15 protein-coding genes are annotated in these 20,286 nt (G+C 45.2%); 12 read left to right on the top strand and 3 right to left on the bottom strand.

Annotation, left to right across the window (positions count from 1 at the left end):
• The 3 genes from L4D76_RS24735 to L4D76_RS24725 all read right to left on the bottom strand — a co-directional run.
• On the bottom strand, positions 1-158 hold a 158-nt coding region (locus L4D76_RS24735), incomplete at its 3' end, for a transposase domain-containing protein (protein ID WP_428443530.1).
• A gap of 131 nt (positions 159-289) precedes the next feature.
• On the bottom strand, positions 290-556 hold the full coding sequence (locus L4D76_RS24730; RefSeq protein WP_428443529.1) for an acyl-CoA-binding protein: 267 nt from the start codon (positions 554-556) through the stop codon (positions 290-292).
• A gap of 120 nt (positions 557-676) precedes the next feature.
• Entirely contained in the window at positions 677-2,671 is a 1,995-nt protein-coding gene (locus L4D76_RS24725; protein ID WP_428443528.1) for an SDR family oxidoreductase, read from the bottom strand.
• A 325-nt stretch (positions 2,672-2,996) separates the two neighbouring features.
• Between L4D76_RS24725 and L4D76_RS24720 the strand changes: the two genes are divergently transcribed.
• From L4D76_RS24720 to L4D76_RS24665, 12 genes are all read left to right on the top strand, one after another.
• The gene (locus L4D76_RS24720) at positions 2,997-4,634 is read left to right on the top strand and encodes a GMC family oxidoreductase (protein WP_428443527.1); all 1,638 of its coding nucleotides are present in this window, start codon (positions 2,997-2,999) and stop codon (positions 4,632-4,634) included.
• 676 nt (positions 4,635-5,310) lie between these two features.
• Positions 5,311-6,360, top strand: a complete 1,050-nt coding sequence (locus L4D76_RS24715; protein WP_428443526.1) for a PGAP1-like alpha/beta domain-containing protein — start codon at positions 5,311-5,313, stop codon at positions 6,358-6,360.
• A 164-nt stretch (positions 6,361-6,524) separates the two neighbouring features.
• A complete protein-coding gene (locus tag L4D76_RS24710) occupies positions 6,525-7,337 on the top strand; it encodes a metalloregulator ArsR/SmtB family transcription factor (RefSeq protein WP_428443525.1) in 813 nt (270 codons plus the stop codon).
• A gap of 36 nt (positions 7,338-7,373) precedes the next feature.
• Positions 7,374-7,874 carry a phosphatase domain-containing putative toxin gene (locus L4D76_RS24705; protein ID WP_428443524.1) on the top strand — a complete coding sequence of 167 codons (501 nt, stop codon included), beginning with the start codon at positions 7,374-7,376 and terminating at the stop codon, positions 7,872-7,874.
• Positions 7,875-8,351: 477 nt separating this feature from the next.
• Entirely contained in the window at positions 8,352-10,109 is a 1,758-nt protein-coding gene (locus L4D76_RS24700) for an ABC transporter substrate-binding protein (RefSeq protein WP_428443523.1), read from the top strand.
• Between the two features lie 16 nt (positions 10,110-10,125).
• On the top strand, positions 10,126-11,079 hold the full coding sequence (locus L4D76_RS24695; RefSeq protein ID WP_428443522.1) for an ABC transporter permease: 954 nt from the start codon (positions 10,126-10,128) through the stop codon (positions 11,077-11,079).
• Between the two features lie 13 nt (positions 11,080-11,092).
• Positions 11,093-11,986, top strand: a complete 894-nt coding sequence (locus tag L4D76_RS24690) for an ABC transporter permease (protein WP_428443521.1) — start codon at positions 11,093-11,095, stop codon at positions 11,984-11,986.
• 1 nt (position 11,987) lies between these two features.
• Complete coding sequence (locus tag L4D76_RS24685; protein ID WP_428443520.1) at positions 11,988-12,974, top strand: ABC transporter ATP-binding protein; 987 nt, start codon at positions 11,988-11,990, stop codon at positions 12,972-12,974.
• Positions 12,971-13,945, top strand: a complete 975-nt coding sequence (locus L4D76_RS24680; protein ID WP_428443519.1) for an ABC transporter ATP-binding protein — start codon at positions 12,971-12,973, stop codon at positions 13,943-13,945. The genes L4D76_RS24685 and L4D76_RS24680 overlap by 4 nt, the downstream gene beginning before the upstream one ends.
• A 607-nt stretch (positions 13,946-14,552) precedes the next feature.
• Positions 14,553-15,554: an ArsJ-associated glyceraldehyde-3-phosphate dehydrogenase gene (locus tag L4D76_RS24675; RefSeq protein ID WP_428443518.1), complete on the top strand. Its 1,002-nt coding sequence runs from the start codon at positions 14,553-14,555 to the stop codon at positions 15,552-15,554.
• A 76-nt stretch (positions 15,555-15,630) separates the two neighbouring features.
• Positions 15,631-16,863 carry an organoarsenical effux MFS transporter ArsJ gene (gene arsJ, locus L4D76_RS24670; RefSeq protein ID WP_428443517.1) on the top strand — a complete coding sequence of 411 codons (1,233 nt, stop codon included), beginning with the start codon at positions 15,631-15,633 and terminating at the stop codon, positions 16,861-16,863.
• A 296-nt stretch (positions 16,864-17,159) separates the two neighbouring features.
• Positions 17,160-20,105, top strand: coding sequence for a sensor domain-containing protein (locus L4D76_RS24665; RefSeq protein ID WP_428443516.1), 2,946 nt, complete (start codon positions 17,160-17,162; stop codon positions 20,103-20,105).
• Positions 20,106-20,286 lie beyond the last annotated feature (181 nt).

Below are 20,286 nucleotides of genomic sequence, written 5' to 3'. Positions count from 1 at the left end.
ACCATGGACTCCATCGGTAGTTTTCGTCTACGAATAGTCGCAACTCCAGCTTGATTCAAGCCTTGTTCGATAAGAGCAGGATCGAGAACATCAGCAAGACTTTGAAAGTCAGTACGGCTGTTAAGGGAAACGGAGGCAAGAGCATCTGAAAGTTGCATAAAAAAATCCGGAATCATTAACTGATTCCGGATTATGTCAGCCTCATAGGATCGTTCAACTGATCCTTAACTGATCGGCATTACGCAAATGCGGCCTTTGTTTATATGTCATTGTCTTCGTAGATCAGCGCTTATGCGTAAGCCGCAATTATTCTCGATACTTTATCAATGTACTTCTGCATTGCAGTATCTGCATCCAAGCCTTTGCGCTTTTCCCACGCTTCATATTTTGCGGCGCCTTTGAAATCAAACATACCTGGGCGCTTACCGTGTACATCGCCGTCAGTTGCTTGCTTGAAAAATGAATACAAAGCCAGTAGCTCATCGTTGGATGGGCGTTGAGTGAGTTTCTTCACATCTAGCTGAGCTTGTTCAAAAGTTGCTTGTAAATCTGCCATGATTTTATTCCTTTAATTAAATATTCACTATTTAGGACCTGTTTATCCTTCAACATAATTGTTGCAATGTTGAAAGATAAACAGGCCCTAGCCATCTAAAAGATTGGCAACTAGAATCGGCTATAAATGGATGCCACGGAGCAATGCCGAGAAGGCAATAAGCTCTGCCGAAGAGGCTTTTTCTGTTTTCTGCTCTTCATCCTGTTGCTCGCTCTTTTTGGAATCAGGGAACATGCGGAAGCTGCTGTTCATGATTATTTCGGCGAGTTTCGGGAATAGTGCATGTATGATAGCGCCAAAAATACCGAGCTTAGTCGCAATGCGCTTGGGTTTATCAATGATTGCGTTTGCTAATAGATCGGCAGCCTCTTCTGGTGATAACGTTGGTACAGAATCGTAGATTTTGGTTGGTGCAATCATCGGTGTTGCCACCAATGGCATGTTAATGGTGGTGAAATTAACATTTACATCAGAGTACTCTGATGCGGCACAGCGAGTGAAAGCATCCATTGCGGCTTTTGATGAAACGTACGCAGAGAATCGCGGCGCATTAGTCAGCACGCCAATCGAAGAGACGTTGATAATGTGACCACCTCCTTGCGCTTCCATGCTTGGCAGTAAACCGAGTGTCAGCTTCAATGCACCAAAGTAGTTCAGCTGCATGGTGCGTTCAAAGTCGTGGAAACGGTCGACGGAGTCGGAAACGGAGCGGCGAATTGATCGGCCAGCATTGTTAACGAGAATATCGACGCGGCCATGTTCGGCCAGCACATCGGCAACCAGAGTATCGACTTGTTCGATATTTGATAAATCACACTGATAGGTGTGAGCGATGCCGCCACGTTTTTCAACTTCTTCTCTGGTGAGAGCAAGTTTCTCTTCATCACGAGCCACTAACACCATTTCTGCGCCATTTTCAGCCAGTTTGTAGGCTGTTGCCTGACCAATACCGGAGCTTGCGCCAGTGATCAGAATGATCTTGTTTGCAACGCGGCCTTTCAAGCTGCGATCACCCGAGATTTCTGGATCCAGGTGACGCTCCCAGTAGTCCCAAATTACAGGCGCATAAGTGGGCAGACGAGGACACTCGATGCCTGAACCTTTCAATGCCATTTGGGTTTCACGGCAATCAAAATCTGTCGGGTATGTGAAAAACTGCAGAGCAGAAGCTGGAATACCTAAGTCTTTCATGGTGACTTCAGCAATTTGCTTGATCGTCGGCAATGAAAGAATGGCGCTCTTAACCTGGTTCGGGATAAAACCAAACAGTCTTGCATCAAAACGTAGTGCCATGCGAGGGGCATGACCGGCTTCAGCAAAAATGTTGAGTACTTCGCCAGAACGATAGGGTTTTGGATCCGTCAGGTGGAAGCAGCGTCCATCAAGATCTTCTTTATGAGCAATATGATCTAAAGCATCAATAACATAATCGACAGGGACGATATTCAGGCGTCCGCCTTCAAGGCCAATGGTAGGCACCCAGGCTGGCAGCACATTACGAATGCGCTGTAGCATCTTGAAGAAGTAATAGGGACCGTCTGCACGCTCCGCAACACCAGTTTTTGAATCACCCACAACCATTCCGGGACGATAGACGCGAAATGGAATTGAGCACTTATCCCGCACTACCTTTTCTGATAAATGCTTGGTTGAGAAGTAAGGGTGATCGAGGTTCTCTGCTTCATCAAACATGTCTTCGCGGAAGTGGCCTTCATACAAACCAGCAGCAGCGATAGAGCTGATATGGTGAAAACAGCCCGCATTCAGTGCTATGGCTGCATCAACCGCATTTTGAGTACCTGCAATATTGACCGCTTCCTGAATTTCAGCTGTCGCCTTAAGATCGTAGATCGCAGCAAGGTGGAAGAAGTGAGAAATATTGCCCTTGAGTGCGGCGATATCGGCTTCTGATAAACCTAAACCTTCCTGAGTCAGGTCTCCCTGAACCGACATTACACGACCAGCGGGTATATTCCACTCTTGCAGACTGGATGCCAAAAGATCTCGCGCCAGCTGATCGTGACAAAGTACATAAATATCACCCTCGCGTTTTAATAATCGGGTGATAAGGTTACGGCCTAAAAAGCCCGTACCACCAGTCAGAAAATATGCCATGGGTTCTCCTTAAATGTGCCAACTGAGGCAAAAAAATATTCCTTTTCGAAATATACGTTACACTGGTCTGAGCTCTTGTCTGCAGACAATATTTAAAATTATTAAATAGATCACCTTTTTATTTGTTATTACTGAGTGATTTACATCTTTTTTAGAAATGAATTAGTTTTTCCATGGTTTAATCTATGATTAATTAGGAGAGAAAATAATAAAGTACAAGGTTACTGCATTCGTAAACTACTGCATTTGTAAACTAGTGCATTTGTAAACCAATGGACTTCTAAAATGGCTGGCAAAATTATTACGAGAAAATTGAGAGGATGTTATGTATGATTTCGTAATTGTAGGAGCAGGTTCAGCAGGATGTGTGCTTGCCAATAGATTGTCAGCCGATCCAAAAATCAAAGTATGTTTGGTTGAAGCCGGGCCAAAAGATTCCAGCTTTATGGTGCATGTACCATTAGGGTTAATTGGAATGATGCATTCAAAGAAGATGAATTGGCGTTATTACACAGAGCAGGAACCTAACTTACAGGGGCGAAAACTGTTTTGGCCACGGGGCAAAACATTGGGAGGCAGTAGTGCTTCCAATGCCATGTGTTATATCCGGGGGCATGCACAGGATTACAATGAGTGGGATGCGTTGGGAAACCATGGTTGGAGTTATGATGACGTGTTGCCATATTTTAAAAAATCCCAGCACCAGGAACGTGGAGCGGATGCTTGCCATGGTGCCGGCGGGCCTTTAAATGTTGCTGATTTACGGAATACAAACCCGTTATCAGAGGCTTTCATCGAAGCGGCTAATCAAGCCGGACATGCTATAAATCAAGACTTTAACGGCAAAGAGCAGAATGGTGTCGGCTACTATCAGGTGACACAAATTAATGGCCAGCGTTGCAGTGCTGCGGTGGGCTACTTACGCCCGGCTGAGCAACGAAAGAATCTTACTATTATTACTGATGCCCTTACCACCAAGGTGGTGTTTGACGGACAGAAGGCGATGGGTATTGAGTACCTGAAAGACGGTGAAAAGCAGACTGTTCGTGCTGCCCGGGAGGTTATTTTAAGTGGGGGGGCTATTAACAGTCCGCAGTTACTGATGTTGTCAGGTATTGGTGATGAAACTGAATTAAATCAACATAAAATCAATGTGGTTCATCATCTTCCCGGGGTCGGGAAAAACATGCAGGACCACCTTGATGTGCTTGCTGTGACCCGAGAACGCACCTTTCATTCGGTGGGGTTTTCTCCGGTTGCTTTACTGCGATCTGTAAAAGGATTTTTTGATTACGTCCTGTTTAGAAAAGGCAATTTCACCTCCAATATTGCTGAGGCCGGGGGATTCGCCAAAAGTTCTCCAGAGCTGACGGCACCGGATGTTCAGTTCCATTTTTCACCTTGTTTTTTGGATAATCACGGTTTGGATCTGTGGACAACCATCAGGCATGGTTACTCGCTACATGCTTGTAATTTAAGGCCAAAAAGTCGAGGAGCATTAAAGCTACGTAACTCAGATCCAACGGTGCCACCCGTGATTGAGGCCAATTATCTTGAGAATGCTGATGATGTAAAAGCATTGGTGAAGGCGGTAAAAATGTCTCGTGAAATTTTAAAACAACCGGCTTTTGACCATTATCGGGGCAAAGAAGTTTTTCCGGGTAAAGAGGTGCAGACGGACGAGCAGTTAGAAGCGTTCATACGTCGAAAAGCAGAATCGATTTATCATCCTGTTGGTACATGCAAGATGGGCAACGATGAGATGGCAGTGGTTAACTCGCGGTTGAACGTTATTGGTGTTGCAGGGCTTCGTGTTGTTGATGCGTCTATTATGCCGACACTCATTGGTGGAAATACGAATGCGCCCACCATTATGATTGCTGAAAAAGCGGCTGATATGATTCTGACTGATTTAGCTTCGCAACTGACACATTCCAATACGCTAGAAACAGATTACGCATAATACTTTATAARCTCCTAATTTCAGATCAGATTTCCCTGATCTGAAATTATTTACAATAATCATATAAATTAGAGTGCATATTCTAATTTTATTATCTATAATTGTCAGTTAATTTATTTTTTATTCTCTTCCTTATTCTAAATGTCAGCTATTTAATAATCATTGTGATGTGACTGGCATTATTTAACGCGTCTTCGATGTTCTAATAGAAAACACAGTTCTACAGCAGTGTGGATATTAATCACTTGAAAAATGATGCATCTGTTCTTGCATTAATACACCTTGAGTTGAAAATTTGAGACAGCCTGAATGGACAGATATATACCCAAGTGACTTCAAGGTGCTTGTTCAGCGAGAATTTATAGTCTTCTAGACAAGGCGCTGATTTGAAGACATAGTGGCTCTACGTTAATAATCAGTAACGCAGTATAGAAGACTATAAAACTCGCCCTTCGGGAGTGAGTCAGCGAGCCCATTTCTACGTCAAATGAGCTTAAAAGGGAATACCATTCCTACACTCATTTTCCTTGAATTGAACACGCTGAGCTCACTCTGAATCCTGCAACTTGAAGTTACTTGGGTATATAATGTGATTAACCTGAAGCAGGTGATCACGGCAATACTGAGGTGAAGTATGATTTCTAGGAATAATCTAAGTCGGAAATTTCAGACTTTAATGGATGAAGTTTCCTCGAAGATGGCTGAAAACAGGGTAACAGCGAAAGGTAAAGTCAGTGAATTTATCGAAAACAGCTTACCTTATAATCATAGTGACGCGATGCTCTCGATACTGAATGGCATGGTTGGTGATTACCTCGTACAGCGTAATAGCCGGTTAATGCAGGAGATGATCTTTAGAGATCAGCAACAAACTTTAAGTTTAGAGCCCGAACTGCTTAGCCAGCAGTTGCCCGAAGCCAGTGACAGGATTGTATTATGCGTGCATGGCTGGTGCATGAATGACGTTCAATGGCAGCGTAAAGATCATGATCATGGCCGCTTCTTAGCTAAATTTGGTTATACACCTGTATATCTGCGCTATAACACAGGGCAGCATATCTCTTTCAACGGTGAAGAGTTCGCATTCAAACTCGAAAAGCTCATTGCAGCCTGGCCTCGTGAAGTTAAAGAAGTCGTAATTGTTGGCCACAGTATGGGGGGGCTGGTAACGAGAAGTGCCTGTTACTATGCTGAACATCATCAGCTGAATTGGTTAGCTATGCTTCGCACCTTCATTAGCCTTGGTACTCCTCATAACGGCGCTCCATTGGCCCAACTGGCCTGTTGGGTTGATGAAAGAGTCGCTGAAGCCCCGTATTTGTCAGCGTTGTCAAAGATATCTGATGTTCGCAGCAACGGTAGCCGCGATCTCAGTCAAGGCTACATTTGTCATGCTGACTGGCAGGAAGAAGACAATGAGAAGCGGCTTAATAGAGTACGCCCGGCATTGCCAGAGGAAGTGGCATGTTATGCGATTGCCACCTGTTTGGGGCGGAATCTTAATGACGAGTCGAATCGAGCTCTCGGGGATGGTTTAGTTCCTGTATCCAGTGCTCTGGGAGAAAGCGAAGCCGGGTATACGAACTTACTGTATTCCGCAGAACATCAATGGATAGGTTGCGGTATTAACCACTTAGATTTGTTGAATCACCCTTTGGTGGCGTCGAAGTTAAAAGAGTGGGTGTTAAGTAATACCGTGCAGTCCTTTGATGCGCTTGAGTCGTGATTTTTGCAAAGGCCTGTTTATCTTGTAATAGATGTAATGTTGAAAGATAAGCAGGCCCTATTTATTCCGACTGGTCTTTCCCTTGTGTTTCAGCTATTTTTTTGATTGGCTTTATATGTGGAATATCATATATACTCGTGAAAATGCCGTAAATCGAGACTCATATGAAGCGAATACTCTTTCTCTGTACCGGAAACTCCGCACGCTCCCAACTGGCTGAAGCGTTAATGCGCCACATGGCTGGAGATAATTACGAGATAATGAGTGCAGGCATGAGTCCTGAAACGGTTGATGATCGGGTTTACCTGGTGCTAGCGGATCAAAACGTCAATACCGATAATCTTCAGAGTGTTTCTGTAACAACGTTGAATGATCAGCATTTTGATGTCGTCATTACATTATGTGACAAGGCCAGTAATGAGTGCGCGCTTTTTCCGGATTCAGATGCCCTGATCCATTGGGATTTTAAAGATCCTAAGCCGACAGAAGGGATACAGGCATTTTATGAAACCGTTGAGGGTCTTAAAGCAAGAATTGCTCTTTTCTTGATGTTAAATGGTGAACAGCAAAACGATACGATTGGTCCTGTTGAGCTGTTTAAGATCATGAGTGATCCATTAAGGTTACGGATTTTAATGCTGATCGAAGATGAACTGGCATTAACTGTTGGCGATTTAACCAAAGCACTGGAAGTGAGCCAGCCGAAGGTTTCACGACACCTGGCTTTATTGCGTGATGCCGGGATTTTACAAGATCAGCGAGAAGGGCTGTGGATTTTTTATCACTTCCCAGAACACCTGCCTGCTTGGGTGCGTCATACCCTGGCCACTGTGAGAAACGGTAATCCCGGCTTAATCAATCAGGAAAAGCTTAAACTCAGTCAGATTGCAGATCGTAAGAAGCCGGGTTTCAGCAATAAGCCAACTATCAGCAATAAGTCAAATATCAACAAAAAGCAAACGGCCTCAGCGGTCTGAGCGACAACAAAGAATTTATATCAACGGGAAAAAAACATGTCAAATACACATCCATTCTGGGTGCTGCCGCTAAACAATAATGCACAGTTGCTGCTGACGCCTTGTCCGGGTACCAAAGAAGCTAATCTGCACGATTCCTTAGTGCAATTACAAGCCGCAGGTGCAACAGCTGTATTGACGGCGCTGCAATCAAGCGACCTGCCGGGTGATGGTTTACAAAAACTCACCCAAGAGTGTGAGGCGCTGGGGCTTAAATGGTACCACCTGCCAATTGAAGATGATTGTGCGCCGGGTGAAGAGTTTAACGCAAACTGGCCGGAAGTCAGTGAGGCAGCCCAGAACATGCTTGATAATGGTGATTCATTGGTCATTCATTGTATGGGTGGTTCTGGCAGAACTGGCTTGATCGCAGCTCACCTGATGCTGGAGCGGGGGATAGATCTGAAAGCAACCATCAGTCAAATTCAGGCGCTACGCCCAGGTGCTTTTACTCGACAAGCCCATATTGACTATATTCAAGCTTTTGAATCAAAGTAACGGTATGAAACCTCGCGCAAGTACTGCCATTTTTCACAAATCCTCCGCTTTCATGCGGAGTTTTTTTTAAGCGGAATTCATCTTTTGTGATCAGAACTTAAGATATCCAAATGTCGAACCGCCCGTATTATCCCGATTCTACTCCCTATAGTTATTTCACGCGTAGGAATGCTTCATAAAATGATGGCGTTTGGCGTCCTTGTATTCGTGATGTGTTTATTAAGTGACCACTCAGTGCAAATGGTAAGCGGTGAGTTGATCGGCTTGGTATAAAATACTTCCGTAAGTCAATAGATTAATTGGAATTATTTGTCTTGCTTCCCAATTGCGTTGTAAGCCACTGTAGTCATTGCCACTGATAGCATAATATTCGTTTGCTTGATAAATGAGACGTTGACTCTCAGGCCCTAACCGTACCCAGATAAGTTTCACACATGGAAGTAGCAAAAAGCATGTGATTAATTAACAGGAAGTTATATGAAAAAGTTTGCGATATTACCCTTGGCGGCGCTTGTGGCCTCCAGCCTGGCGATGGCGGAAGATATTAAAGTCTTCAAATTCTCCGAAGACGGCACGCCGACCACCTTTGATCCAGTTCAATCGGCGACGGCTTACTCCAATACCGTCACCACCGCAGTCTATGACACGTTGTATGAATACAAATACTTGAAGTCTCCCTATGAACTAAAACCTAGCCTGGCAGTGGGGATGCCTCAAGTCTCTGATGACGGCTTGACCTATACCATTAAGCTCAAGCAAGGCGTTAAGTTTATTGATGATCCTGCGTTTGCTAACGGTAAAGGTCGCGAGCTGACAGCAGACGATTTTGTGTATTCGATTAAACGCCATTTTGATCCGAAAAACCGCTCCCAGGGTGCCTGGTTGTGGGCGGGAAAGATTATCGGTTTGGATGATTGGAAAGCCAGCGGCTCTGACTATGCGAAAAAGATTGAAGGCCTGAAAGCCTTGGATTCCCATACCGTACAGATCAAACTGACCAAACCATTTCCCCAGCTGACTTATACCTTGGCGATGGGCTACTCTGGCGTCGTGCCAGTGGAAGCGGTTGAAAAGTATGGGCGCGAGTTGTCTATACACCCAGTCGGTTCCGGGCCGTTCAAGCTAGTCTCCCATAACAATACGAAAACCGTATTGGAAAAAAACACCAATTACCGCCAGGAAATTTTTGACCTGTCCGGTGCTGGTTATGATGAAAAAGTACATGGGTTTACCGGTATCAGTGCCTTGGATGGTAAGACGCTTCCGATTGTCGACCGTGTCGAACTGAACTGGGTAAAACAAGCCTCAGCGCGTTGGAACTCCTTCAGCAAAGGCACTGAAATTGTTAACACGACACTGCAAAATGAGCAGATGAATGAAGTGTTGGCCAGTAAGAATCCGGTGAAACTAAAACCGGAATATGCCGAGAGGTTTAACTTCCGGGTGAACCCTGAAGCTGGCCTTGTCTATAACTTCTTTAACTTTGATGATGAATACTTTGGCTACTCTGAAGATCCTAAAGTAAATGCGGCCAACAAAGCGCTGCGTTGTTCGATCGTCAAGTCGTTCAACTGGCCACAGCGGGTTTCTCGTTTTTATCTAGGTATTGGCGACGCCTACCCTGGTTTTATCGTTCCGGGTACTGATGGTTTCGATCCTAATATGGACAAGTCTTCAATTCAGCAAGACATTGCCGGAGCGAAAAAACTGCTCAAGGAACATGGCTGGAACAAGCAAAGCTTGCCAGTATTGTATTACCCAGGTGTTTCAAGTACGCGAAACAAACAATTTTTCGAACAGTTCCGCGGTAATTTGACCAAAATTGGCTATCCGAAGAACAAGGTAAAGCTTAAATCTTTTGCTACCTTCGGTGACTTCAACAAAGACGTGAAGATGAGCAAGACACAGCTTGTACCAATGGGCTGGGGGTTAGACTATCCGGATGCGGAAAACACCCTGCAGTTGTTCTATGGTCCAAACCGTTCACCGGGTTCCAATAGCTCGAACTATAACAACCCTGAGTTTAACAAGTTATATGAGCAAGCTGCGGTGATGCAGCCGAGTCCGGAACGTACCGAAATATACAAGCAGATGAACCAGATGGTAGTCGATGACTGTGTCGGTATTGGCGGCTATTCCCGTACGCGTATTCGTATGTGGCATAAGAATGCCGTTATGTGGCCTCAGCGTGATGTTGTAGGTAATTACCTGAAATACGTTGATATCAAATCATAAATAAAGCTGGGTCATTATGGAGATTTTAAAACACTGTTTCAGGAAGCTGATGTATAGCATCCCTTTGCTTTTCGGGGTAACCCTGATTAGCTTTGTATTAATGGTTTATTTCGGGCCGGACAAGACGTATGACTTGCTGGGCCGTAATCCAACCATTGATGAGATCAACGAGATCCGGCATCAGCTGGGTTACGACCAACCCTTCTTTGTACGTTATTTCGAGTACATCAAAGAAGTTTTGCTGTTTGATTTTGGCTATTCCGATTCAACCGGCGAGAGGGTGACATCGATTTTGGCGAAGACCATTCCGGTATCGATAGCCTTGCAGTTGCCGGGTTTCATTATTGGCAACGTGCTGGGGATCTTGCTGGCGCTGTTTGCTGCCATGCATCGGTCAACCTGGTTGGATAAGCTGATCATGTCGTCTTCGGTGGTGGGGATGAGTATTTCGTATCTTATTGTGATCATTGCGACACAGCTGATTTTCTGCTCCAGCTATGGCCTAAACCTCTTCCCAGTCTTTGGCTGGGAAGTGAATTCTCTTTCGGATTATCTTTACTACATTACAGTGCCGACAATTTCATCGGTGTTTGTGGCTCTGGGCTATAACACCCGGTTCTATCGCGCCGTGATCGTGGAAGAGACAACCCGAGATCATGTTCGCACAGCCAAGGCTTTTGGCCACAGTGCAAGCACGATATTGTTCAAGCATGTTCTGAGAAATGCATTGATTCCGATAGTCACCCGCATTGTCTTCTCCATTCCTTTCGTGATTGTAGGCGGTGCGCTGTTGCTGGAAAGTTACTTTGGTATCCCTGGCGTTGGGCTGATAGCCTACGACGCGATAACCACCGGCGATCTGCCCGTATTGAAGGCGATCATCGTATTGACCACGCTGATGTTTATCCTTGTCGTGAGTCTGGTGGATATCTTGTATCGCATTGTCGATCCGCGTATCTCTCTAAAATAAAGGACAATAAGTAATGTCGGACACAATGATGGAACAGGGGAGTAGCGCGGTGGTGCCGGCAAAACGTGAATCCCTTTGGACCAAAGCGTTTTATAAATTTATTCACGATAAGGTCGGTATGATCAGCCTGTCTGTGGTTGGGTTGTATCTATTCATCGCTATCTTGGTGTGGTTGGGAGTGATTGCCCAAGGGTGGGATGAACTGCTTGCTGACGGGCAAATGGGGCCCACTGCCGAGTATTGGTTCGGTACCAATATTAATGGTCAGGATATTTTCCAACGCGCTATTTACAGTACCAAAACCGCTTTTGAGGTGGGATTGACCGTTGCAGTTGTGGCAACGATTATGGGTGCATTGGTGGGTTCGGTCACTGGGTATTTTTCAGGTACGGTGATCGATGAGATATTCCTATGGCTGATGAACTGCCTCGACTGTATCCCTTACTACCTGATGGTTGCAGCTTTCGCTGTTGCCTTGGCTGACAACCCTTATGCCATGCATATTGCGATGATGTGCTGTTTCTGGATGGGTACGGCGCGATTGGTGCGAGGGGAAGTGATCAAGTTGAAAAACATGGAGTTCATTGAAGCTGCTCGTTCATTGGGTGTGCCGGTTTATCGGGTGATCTTGAAACACTTGTTGCCTAATACCTCACATATCTTGCTGGTGGAGATGACGTTGCTGTTTATCACCGCCATTAAAAGCGAAGTGATCTTAAGCTTCTTAGGGTTGGGCGTAAAAGACGGTATTAGTTGGGGACTAATGATTGCTGAAGCCAGTGGTGAGGTTACCGCCGGTTATTTCTGCAACTTCTTTGCCGCTTCAGGCATGATGTTTGTACTCGTGCTGGCTTTCAATATGTTCTCTGACTCGCTGCAAGATGCGTTGGACCCAAGGAAGATTTAATATGTCTGAGCAAACCCCACTGTTATCAGTGAAAAATCTTACGATTGAATTCAAGACCGACAAAGGCACGGTTCGCGCGATTAACGGAGTGAACTTTGAAGTCATGCCGGGTGAAACGGTGGCTATCGTCGGTGAATCCGGCTGTGGTAAATCCGTTAGTTCGTTGTCGATTATGGGTCTGGTACCATCCCCTCCGGGAAAAATCGTCGATGGCAGCATTACCTTCAAAGGCCGTGAGCTGGTAGGGCTGAGCGAGAAAGAGTATCGCAAAGTTCGTGGTAACGAAATATCGATGATCTTCCAGGAGCCGATGACGGCATTAAATCCGGTGCTGAAGATTTCGACCCAGATGGTTGACGTGATCCGGCTTCATAATGATGTCAGCAAAAAGCAGGCTCGTCGCCAGGCGATCGAGATGCTCGATACCGTTGGGATCCCTTCGCCGGAGAAACGCATTGATCAATATCCTCACGAGTTGTCCGGTGGTATGCGCCAGCGGGTGATGATCGCGATGGCGTTGTCGTGTGGACCAGATCTGCTGTTGGCTGACGAACCGACTACCGCTCTGGATGTAACGATTCAGGCCCAGGTGATGGACGAGATGGTTCGGTTGCAAAAAGAGCTGAACATGGCGGTGATTTTGGTCACTCATGATTTGGGCGTGGTGGCCGAGTCCTGCCAGCGGGTGGTGGTGATGTACTGTGGCCAAATTATTGAAGAAGGCCCGGTTGAAGCGATTTTTGCCAATCCGAAACATCCGTATACCAAAGGGCTGCTGGAGTCGATTCCGGTAGTGCGGGACAAAAAGATCCCTCGTTTACCAACCATCAGAGGGGTGGTACCGGATTTACTACATCTGCCTGATGGTTGCCGTTTTGCAGACCGTTGTGATAAAGCACACGCTCGGTGCCATAAAGCGATTCCCGAATTGAACGGATGTGAAATGCACAAGGTCGCCTGTTTTAGTCCGAATGGAGATACCCAATGAGCGAAGTATTGTTAGAAGTTAAGGGTCTAAAGAAGCACTTTTCGGCTGGTAATCGCTTTTTTGGTGCGCAGGCGGTTTGTAAAGCCGTAGATGATGTCAGCTTTACCATCGAGCGAGGAAAAACACTTGGTCTGGTGGGTGAGTCCGGTTGCGGTAAATCAACCTTGGGTCGTTGTGTATTGCGGTTATATGAACCGACTTCCGGTGAGGTGAAGCTGGAGGGAGTCGATATTTCCCAGTTGACAGGGCGCCAACTGAAAGCGATGCGGCGTGATATTCAGATCATTTTTCAGGATCCCTACGCCTCGCTGAATCCGAGAATGACTATCCACGAGATCCTTCGCGAGCCTTTGGATACCCACAAAATTGGTACTGAAGATGAGCGCGAAGCAAAAATCGCTGAGGTGATGGCTATCGTTGGTCTTCGTCCGCAGGTATTGAATCGTTATCCTCATGAGTTTTCTGGTGGTCAACGGCAGCGGATCGGTATCGCCCGGGCACTGGTGTTGGAGCCAAAGTTCATCGTCGCGGATGAGCCGGTATCCGCACTGGATGTGTCGGTGCAAGCTCAGGTGCTCAACTTGATTGCAGAGTTGCAAGAGAAAAAGGGTATCTCTTTCTTGTTCATTGCTCACGATCTCGGCGTCGTTCAGCATATCTGCGATGAAGTCGGGGTGATGTACCTTGGACGGATTGTAGAAAAAGCGCCTGCGGAAGTGCTATATCGTAATCCAAAGCATCCGTATACCCAGGCGTTGTTGTCAGCGATCCCGATCCCGGATCCTAAAGCCAGCAAAGAGTCGATGAAACTGCAAGGGGATGTCCCTTCTCCTCTGTCGCCACCAAGCGGATGTACTTTTCGAACTCGCTGTCCCCAGGCCAGCAGTAGGTGCAAGAAAGAGCGACCAAATGCCCATAACACCGGAGAGCAAGGGACAGAGCACCTTGTAGCTTGCCACCTGTATGATTAAAGCTTAGCAGCCAGAAAAACAGCCATATATAGAAATCAACAACATGCCTCATGTTGTTGATTTTTTAAATCGGCAGCCTACTACACTTAAGATTGGGCTTTGTTGAAGCCCTATCCCCTCAATTTTTTTCTTCGCATTACGTTCGTTTTTCATAATCAGCCTTTCAAGCACTATACCCAAGTGACCTCAATATGCCGGATTCAGAGTGAGCTCAGCGAGTTCAATTCAAGGAAAATGAGCACAGGAATGGTTGTCCCTTTCAAGCTCATTTGACGCAGAAGTGGGTTCGCTGACTCACTCCCAAAGGGCGAGTTCCTGTTTTTTGCAGAAAGAGGGGCTCCTATGCTGCGTTGCTGATTATTGACGTAGAACAACTATGTCTTCAAATCAGCGTCTTACCTAGAAGCCAATAAATTCTCGCTGAAACGAGCATCTTGAGGTTACTTGGGTATATAGGCGGTTCGTCATTGGATTTCAATCATAGCCTGCTGAAAAAAGATCTGGTCAATTTGAATTGTTCTGTCTACTATATGCGGAAAGGCATATATATAGTTTTTCGTATATAATTAGTGGCGTCAATTATTAGACTAGTAAAAGGATAGAGATCATGGCAATTAAAGTAGGCATCAACGGTTTTGGTCGGATCGGTCGTTTGGCTCTTCGTGCGGCATTTGATTGGGAAGAGCTAGAGTTCGTCCAAATTAATGATGTGGCTGGTGATGCAAAAACACTGGCACACTTACTGGAGTTTGACTCTATTCAGGGTCGTTGGCACCATGAAGTGAAGGTTGACGGTGATCAGATCATTGTTGGTAATAAGAAGATTGTCTGTTCTCAAGAACGTGAAATTGACGCTGTCGATTGGTCTGGCTGTGATGTGGTACTGGAATCAACCGGTGTACACCGCAAAAAAGAGCTGTTACAGAAATACCTGGGTCAAGGTGTGAAGCGTGTCGTGGTATCTGCACCGGTTAAAGAAGAAGGTGTCTTGAACATTGTCGTGGGTGTTAATGATAATTTGTTCGATGCAGAAAAACACAGCATTGTGACCGCGGCATCGTGTACCACAAATTGCATTGCACCTATTGTCAAAGTGATCCATGAAAAGCTGGGCATTGAACAATCCTCATTTACTACCATTCATGATTTAACCAATACCCAAACCATTTTGGATGCCCCGCATCAAGATCTGCGTCGTGCGCGAGCCTGCGGTATGAGCTTAATTCCAACCACCACGGGCTCTGCTACGGCGATTGTTGAAATCTTCCCTGAGCTTAAAGGCAAGATCAACGGTCATGCGGTTCGTGTACCGCTAGCGAATGCATCACTGACCGACATTATATTTGATGTGAGCCGTGATACGACGGCTGAAGAAGTCAATGCACTGCTGAAAGAAGCGGCAGAAGGTGAGTTAGCGGGGGTATTGGGCTTTGAAGATCGCCCGTTGGTATCGATTGATTATAAAGGTGATCAACGTTCGACCATTGTTGATGCTTTATCTACGATGGTTGTCAACGACCGCATGGTGAAGATTTACGCTTGGTATGATAACGAAATGGGTTACGCAACCCGTACGTCTGAGCTTATCCGTAAAGTCGGTCTGGCATAATAATTTTGCTCTTGGTTAAATGAATAGCTCCTGTGGGGATTAACTTCTGCAGGAGTCAACTGAAAGAGAACTCTGCATGATTGCCGCTTTTTCAACTCTGTCGAAAGACATACGCCAGTATATGCTGGTGACGTTCAATTACTGGAACTTCACTATCACGGATGGTGCCTTGCGTATGCTGGTGGTGTTGCATTTTCACCAGCTAGGGTATTCACCGCTCGAAATTGCTTCATTGTTTTTGTTTTATGAATTCTTTGGCGTAGTCACTAACCTGATTGGCGGCTGGTTAGGTGCGAAACTCGGCTTAAACCGTACTATGAATATTGGTCTTGCCATGCAGGTGATCGCGTTATCTATGCTCGCGGTGCCTTCTTCCTACCTCTCTGTAGCGTGGGTAATGCTGGCGCAAGCCTTGTCAGGCATTGCGAAAGATTTGAATAAAATGAGCGCCAAGAGTGCGATTAAAACATTGGTGCCTAACGATCAGCAAGGTGCTTTGTATAAGTGGATTGCGATCCTTACCGGTTCGAAAAATGCGTTAAAAGGTGCAGGTTTTTTCATTGGCGGCCTGTTGCTGGCCTCTCTGGGTTTCCAAGGTGCGGTGCTATTAATGGCATCGGTACTGGCTGCTGTGTTTGTAATGAGCATGAGCTGGCTGGAAAAGGATCTGGGTAAAGCCAAAAATAAGGTTAAGTTCAGTCAGATATTCTCGAAAAGTGGCAGTATTAATATTCTTTCTGCGGCACGAATGTTCTTATTTGGTGCCCGGGACGTCTGGTTTGTCGTGGCACTGCCTTTGTATTTGGGCCAGGTATTTGGCTGGGATCATCTGTGGGTCGGCGGTTTTCTTGCGTTATGGATCATCGCTTACGGTGTGGTGCAGGGCTTTGCTCCTCGTTTAACCGGGAAAGCCAAAGGTGTGGTACCAGACGGTCGGGCCGCATTGGCTTGGGCCGGGCTATTAGCTGCCATCACCGCGGCTATCGCGCTCGGGGTTCAGCTTAACTGGCAACCTGAACTGACTATTGTTGTTGGTTTACTCATTTTTGGAGCGGTATTTGCTGTTAATTCATCTTTGCATTCTTACCTGATAGTCAGTTATGCCAAAGATGATGGTGTATCGCTGGATGTCGGTTTCTATTATATGGCGAATGCAATGGGACGTCTGATTGGCACCATTCTGTCGGGTTGGTTGTATCAGGAAGCCGGACTTGCCGCTTGTTTGTGGGTATCTTTTACCTTTTTAGCCATTACTACCGTGATATCACTGCGTTTGCCTTCTCACCCTAAAGTGCAAACCGTCGCTTAAGTAATCAGTGATCAGCATCGTCGTGGGCTCAAGCCAGCGATTGACAACGGTTGAAAAATGCTCATGACTGTTTTGCAGTCATGAGTATTTATTCATGACATTTTTGTAGAACATCTTTATCACCGACTTTCATAGTGATGAATGTCATTATTTCATTCATTTGTTTTGCATATCGGTAAAGAGGGCTTTTATTGATAAAATGCATACTGTAGAGTCCCCCGGTTATGGGCAGATAACGGGAAGCTGAATATCGACTTGTTTGCACGAGAGTAAGTTGATAGCGACATTTGATAGTGATGAATAAAATAATAAAGAATGCACTTCAAAATCTGTACGGGACCGAATTATTTGATAAAGCTACTGAGCTAGTTTATGACAAATTGAAGCCTCAGTACTGTTATATCGGCTACTTTGACGAGCATAAAAAGCAGGTGTATACCCTGTCATATCGTGCAAACGGCGAGGTGGCAAAAAACTTTAGCTACAGCCTTGTTGATACTCCGTGTAAAAATGTTCAGTCAGACCGTTGCACCTGCCATTACCCTTCAAGTGTACAAGCACTTTTCCCCCATGATAAACCATTGCAAGACTTAAACGCTGAAGGTTATCTTGGCGTGCCAATTTTTGCCCACACTAATGAACCTGTCGGTATTGTTGTCTGTTTATTCGATGAAGCCTACGAGCATTCTCAGGAGATTGAAGAGTGGAGTTGCAACCTCAGTTATTTCCTTGGGGTTGAACTTAAATACTCGGCATTGTTATCCAAGCAAGAAAAGCTGATGTGGGAGCTGGAAGAAGGCCAGCGTGTTGCCAAGATAGGTAGCTGGCATTGGGATCTGACAACCAATGCTATTGCGTGGAGTAAGGAGCTCTACCGGATCTATGGTATTGATGATCTGACTCTCACACCTTCACTGGATCTGATCACCCAATTTATTCATCCCGATGACAAAGAGCGGGTAGTGAAAGCACTGAATGACTCGCTGGAATCAGATAAAACGCCTTATAATCTTGATCATCGAGTTCTGCTGGCAGACGGTACTGTTAAGCATTTGCGTAAACGATCTAGCGTGACCTGGGATCCCAATGGTAATCCTTTAATAATGAAAGGAACTGTTCAGGATGTGACAGATTTTTACCATGTATCAGCCAAACTGACTCAAACATCGAATAAGTTACATACAACTTATGATTCTGCTGAAGAAGGGATCTGGGAATATGACTTATCGACGGGTAAGTTTCTCACATCGCTAAAGTTCTGGAGCATATTAGGTAAAGATAAACCCGATAACGGCAAAGATTTTACCGAGTGGGTCGCGTGCTTACATCCTGAAAATAGGAAGGAAGGACTGAATTTCTTTAATCGATTTCGAGAAGATCACTACACCGTTTTCAACTTTGCATTTCGACTGGCCCAGGATGCCAATAACCCCTATGACGTTGGTCAGGAACGATGGTTAAAGCTCAAAGGCAGAGTTGTTGAAAAAGATGGTGATGGTAATCCTACTCGCATTGCTGGTATTCAACGTGATGCGACGACAAGTGTTGAAACAGAGCGTCAGCTGAGTCGGGCTAAGGTTGTGTTCGATAACACCTCAGAATGTATCCTTATTACGGATAATAATAACCGGATAATTTCGGTTAATCATGCGTTTGAACGTACGACCGGGTATAAACAGCACGAGTTGCTGGGTTTATCTCCAAGCGTTCTTTCCTCAGGTCTGCACGACAAAGAGTACTACCAGTCATTGTGGTTAAGTCTGCAGACCAAGGGATGCTGGAAGGGTGAAGTCTGGAATCGTCGTAAAAGTGGAGAAATTTACCCTGAGGAAACATCGATCAATGTGATTAAAGATTCTGACGGTTCCGTGGTGAATTACGTTGCGGTTTTCCGCGATATCAGCCATTGGAAAAAAGCGGAAGAACAGCTGACCTTTTTTGCTTATTACGATGCTTTAACGGGCTTGGTAAACCGTCGTAGCTTTACAGAGCGAGTAGAAAAACAAAGTAAACAAGTAAAAATGAATAACCAAGTGTTTGCGATTTTGTTTATCGACATGGATGACTTTAAGTCGATAAATGACCTCTATGGGCATGATTTCGGTGACAGGGTGTTAGCTCAGATAGCTGATAGATTGAAATTAATTTTTCCTGAACATGACAATATCTGTCGCTATGGTGGTGATGAATTTTCCGTTTTGCTGCCAAATGTTAATGCAGAGCAAGCCTCTGAATTGGCGCAAGAAGTGAATCGAGCGATCGCTGAACCCATTAACATTGATGATATTGAAGTCAATACGACCGTTAGTATCGGTATTTCTGCATACCCTGACAGTGGTTTAACTCATCACGCATTGCTGAAAAATGCAGACTACGCTATGTACAATATGAAAGGTCAGGGACGTAATGGTGTTTGTCTTTATGATCATCAGCTGCAAACACAAGATATTTTAAAACTCCAGTTAAGAGATCGGCTGAAAAAAGCGATTGCTGAACAAACGCTCTCCGTTTGCTATCAGCCGATCATTCATACCCAAACAGGCCGAATTGTTAAGTTTGAAGCACTTGCACGCTGGCACGACGACATCCAGGGTGACATTTCTCCCGCCGTATTTATTCCTATCGCAGAAAAGTACGGTCTGATAAATCAGCTGGGTATGTTGGTACTTCATCAGGCTTGCCAGGATTTGAAAAAAATTCACACGCTTGGCTATGACTCTATTTGCTGTTCAATTAATCGCTCGGTAAAAGAGTTTATCAACCGTGGGCAGGATGAATGCATCTGCGATGTGATTCAGCAGTACGAATTACCAAACAGCTCTATTGTGATTGAAATCACTGAGACAACCGCATCGAAAGAGAGTCGCTATATTCATGATGTATTGGCTCGCTTTAAAGATAGGGGGATTAAAGTTGCCCTTGATGATTTTGGTACCGGGTATTCATCACTGGGCGCGATCGTTGATCTGAGGCCTGATATTATTAAAATTGATCGCAGTTTTATTACTGAGATTGAGAGCAATAGCGGCAGTCAAACTCTGGTGTCACTGGTACTTGAGCTTAGTCATAAGCTTGGTATCAAGGTCGTTGCTGAGGGGGTTGAGACAAAGGCGCAGCTTGATCTTCTGATGGGTATGAATTGCCACTATATCCAAGGCTTTTATGTAAGTAGGGCAAAGCCAATAGATGCGTGTATCAATATGCTTATGAATGAATCAACGTTAATGACCAGTGATGGCTAAACATAATCATGGTGTACTAATGCGGAATTAGTCATTTCTGCATTAATACAGACTGTACCACATCAAACAATCCCCATTTTTATACATCATAAGATCGCCGTGGTTTATGGTTGTTTTTAATATGTTATCAGCGATAAATTGTTGAGTTGCTATAAAAGTGCGGAACTTCTAACATAGCGCC

Source organism: Photobacterium sagamiensis (genome assembly GCF_050337085.1).
Taxonomy (GTDB): Bacteria; Pseudomonadota; Gammaproteobacteria; order Enterobacterales; family Vibrionaceae; genus Photobacterium; species Photobacterium sagamiensis.
This window is presented reverse-complemented; position numbering and strand designations above follow the sequence as displayed.

Excerpts from the sequence above, each read along its gene's own strand:
- L4D76_RS24675 (WP_428443518.1), top strand. The coding sequence starts at position 14,553 with ATGGCAATTAAAGTAGGCATCAACGGTTTTGGTCGGATCGGTCGTTTG.
- L4D76_RS24695 (WP_428443522.1), top strand. The coding sequence starts at position 10,126 with ATGGAGATTTTAAAACACTGTTTCAGGAAGCTGATGTATAGCATCCCT.
- L4D76_RS24680 (WP_428443519.1), top strand. The coding sequence starts at position 12,971 with ATGAGCGAAGTATTGTTAGAAGTTAAGGGTCTAAAGAAGCACTTTTCG.
- L4D76_RS24705 (WP_428443524.1), top strand. The coding sequence starts at position 7,374 with ATGTCAAATACACATCCATTCTGGGTGCTGCCGCTAAACAATAATGCA.
- L4D76_RS24665 (WP_428443516.1), top strand. The coding sequence starts at position 17,160 with ATGAATAAAATAATAAAGAATGCACTTCAAAATCTGTACGGGACCGAA.
- L4D76_RS24690 (WP_428443521.1), top strand. The coding sequence starts at position 11,093 with ATGTCGGACACAATGATGGAACAGGGGAGTAGCGCGGTGGTGCCGGCA.
- L4D76_RS24710 (WP_428443525.1), top strand. The coding sequence starts at position 6,525 with ATGAAGCGAATACTCTTTCTCTGTACCGGAAACTCCGCACGCTCCCAA.
- L4D76_RS24720 (WP_428443527.1), top strand. The coding sequence starts at position 2,997 with ATGTATGATTTCGTAATTGTAGGAGCAGGTTCAGCAGGATGTGTGCTT.
- arsJ (WP_428443517.1), top strand. The coding sequence starts at position 15,631 with ATGATTGCCGCTTTTTCAACTCTGTCGAAAGACATACGCCAGTATATG.
- L4D76_RS24725 (WP_428443528.1), bottom strand. The coding sequence starts at position 2,671 with ATGGCATATTTTCTGACTGGTGGTACGGGCTTTTTAGGCCGTAACCTT.
- L4D76_RS24685 (WP_428443520.1), top strand. The coding sequence starts at position 11,988 with ATGTCTGAGCAAACCCCACTGTTATCAGTGAAAAATCTTACGATTGAA.
- L4D76_RS24700 (WP_428443523.1), top strand. The coding sequence starts at position 8,352 with ATGAAAAAGTTTGCGATATTACCCTTGGCGGCGCTTGTGGCCTCCAGC.
- L4D76_RS24730 (WP_428443529.1), bottom strand. The coding sequence starts at position 556 with ATGGCAGATTTACAAGCAACTTTTGAACAAGCTCAGCTAGATGTGAAG.
- L4D76_RS24715 (WP_428443526.1), top strand. The coding sequence starts at position 5,311 with ATGGATGAAGTTTCCTCGAAGATGGCTGAAAACAGGGTAACAGCGAAA.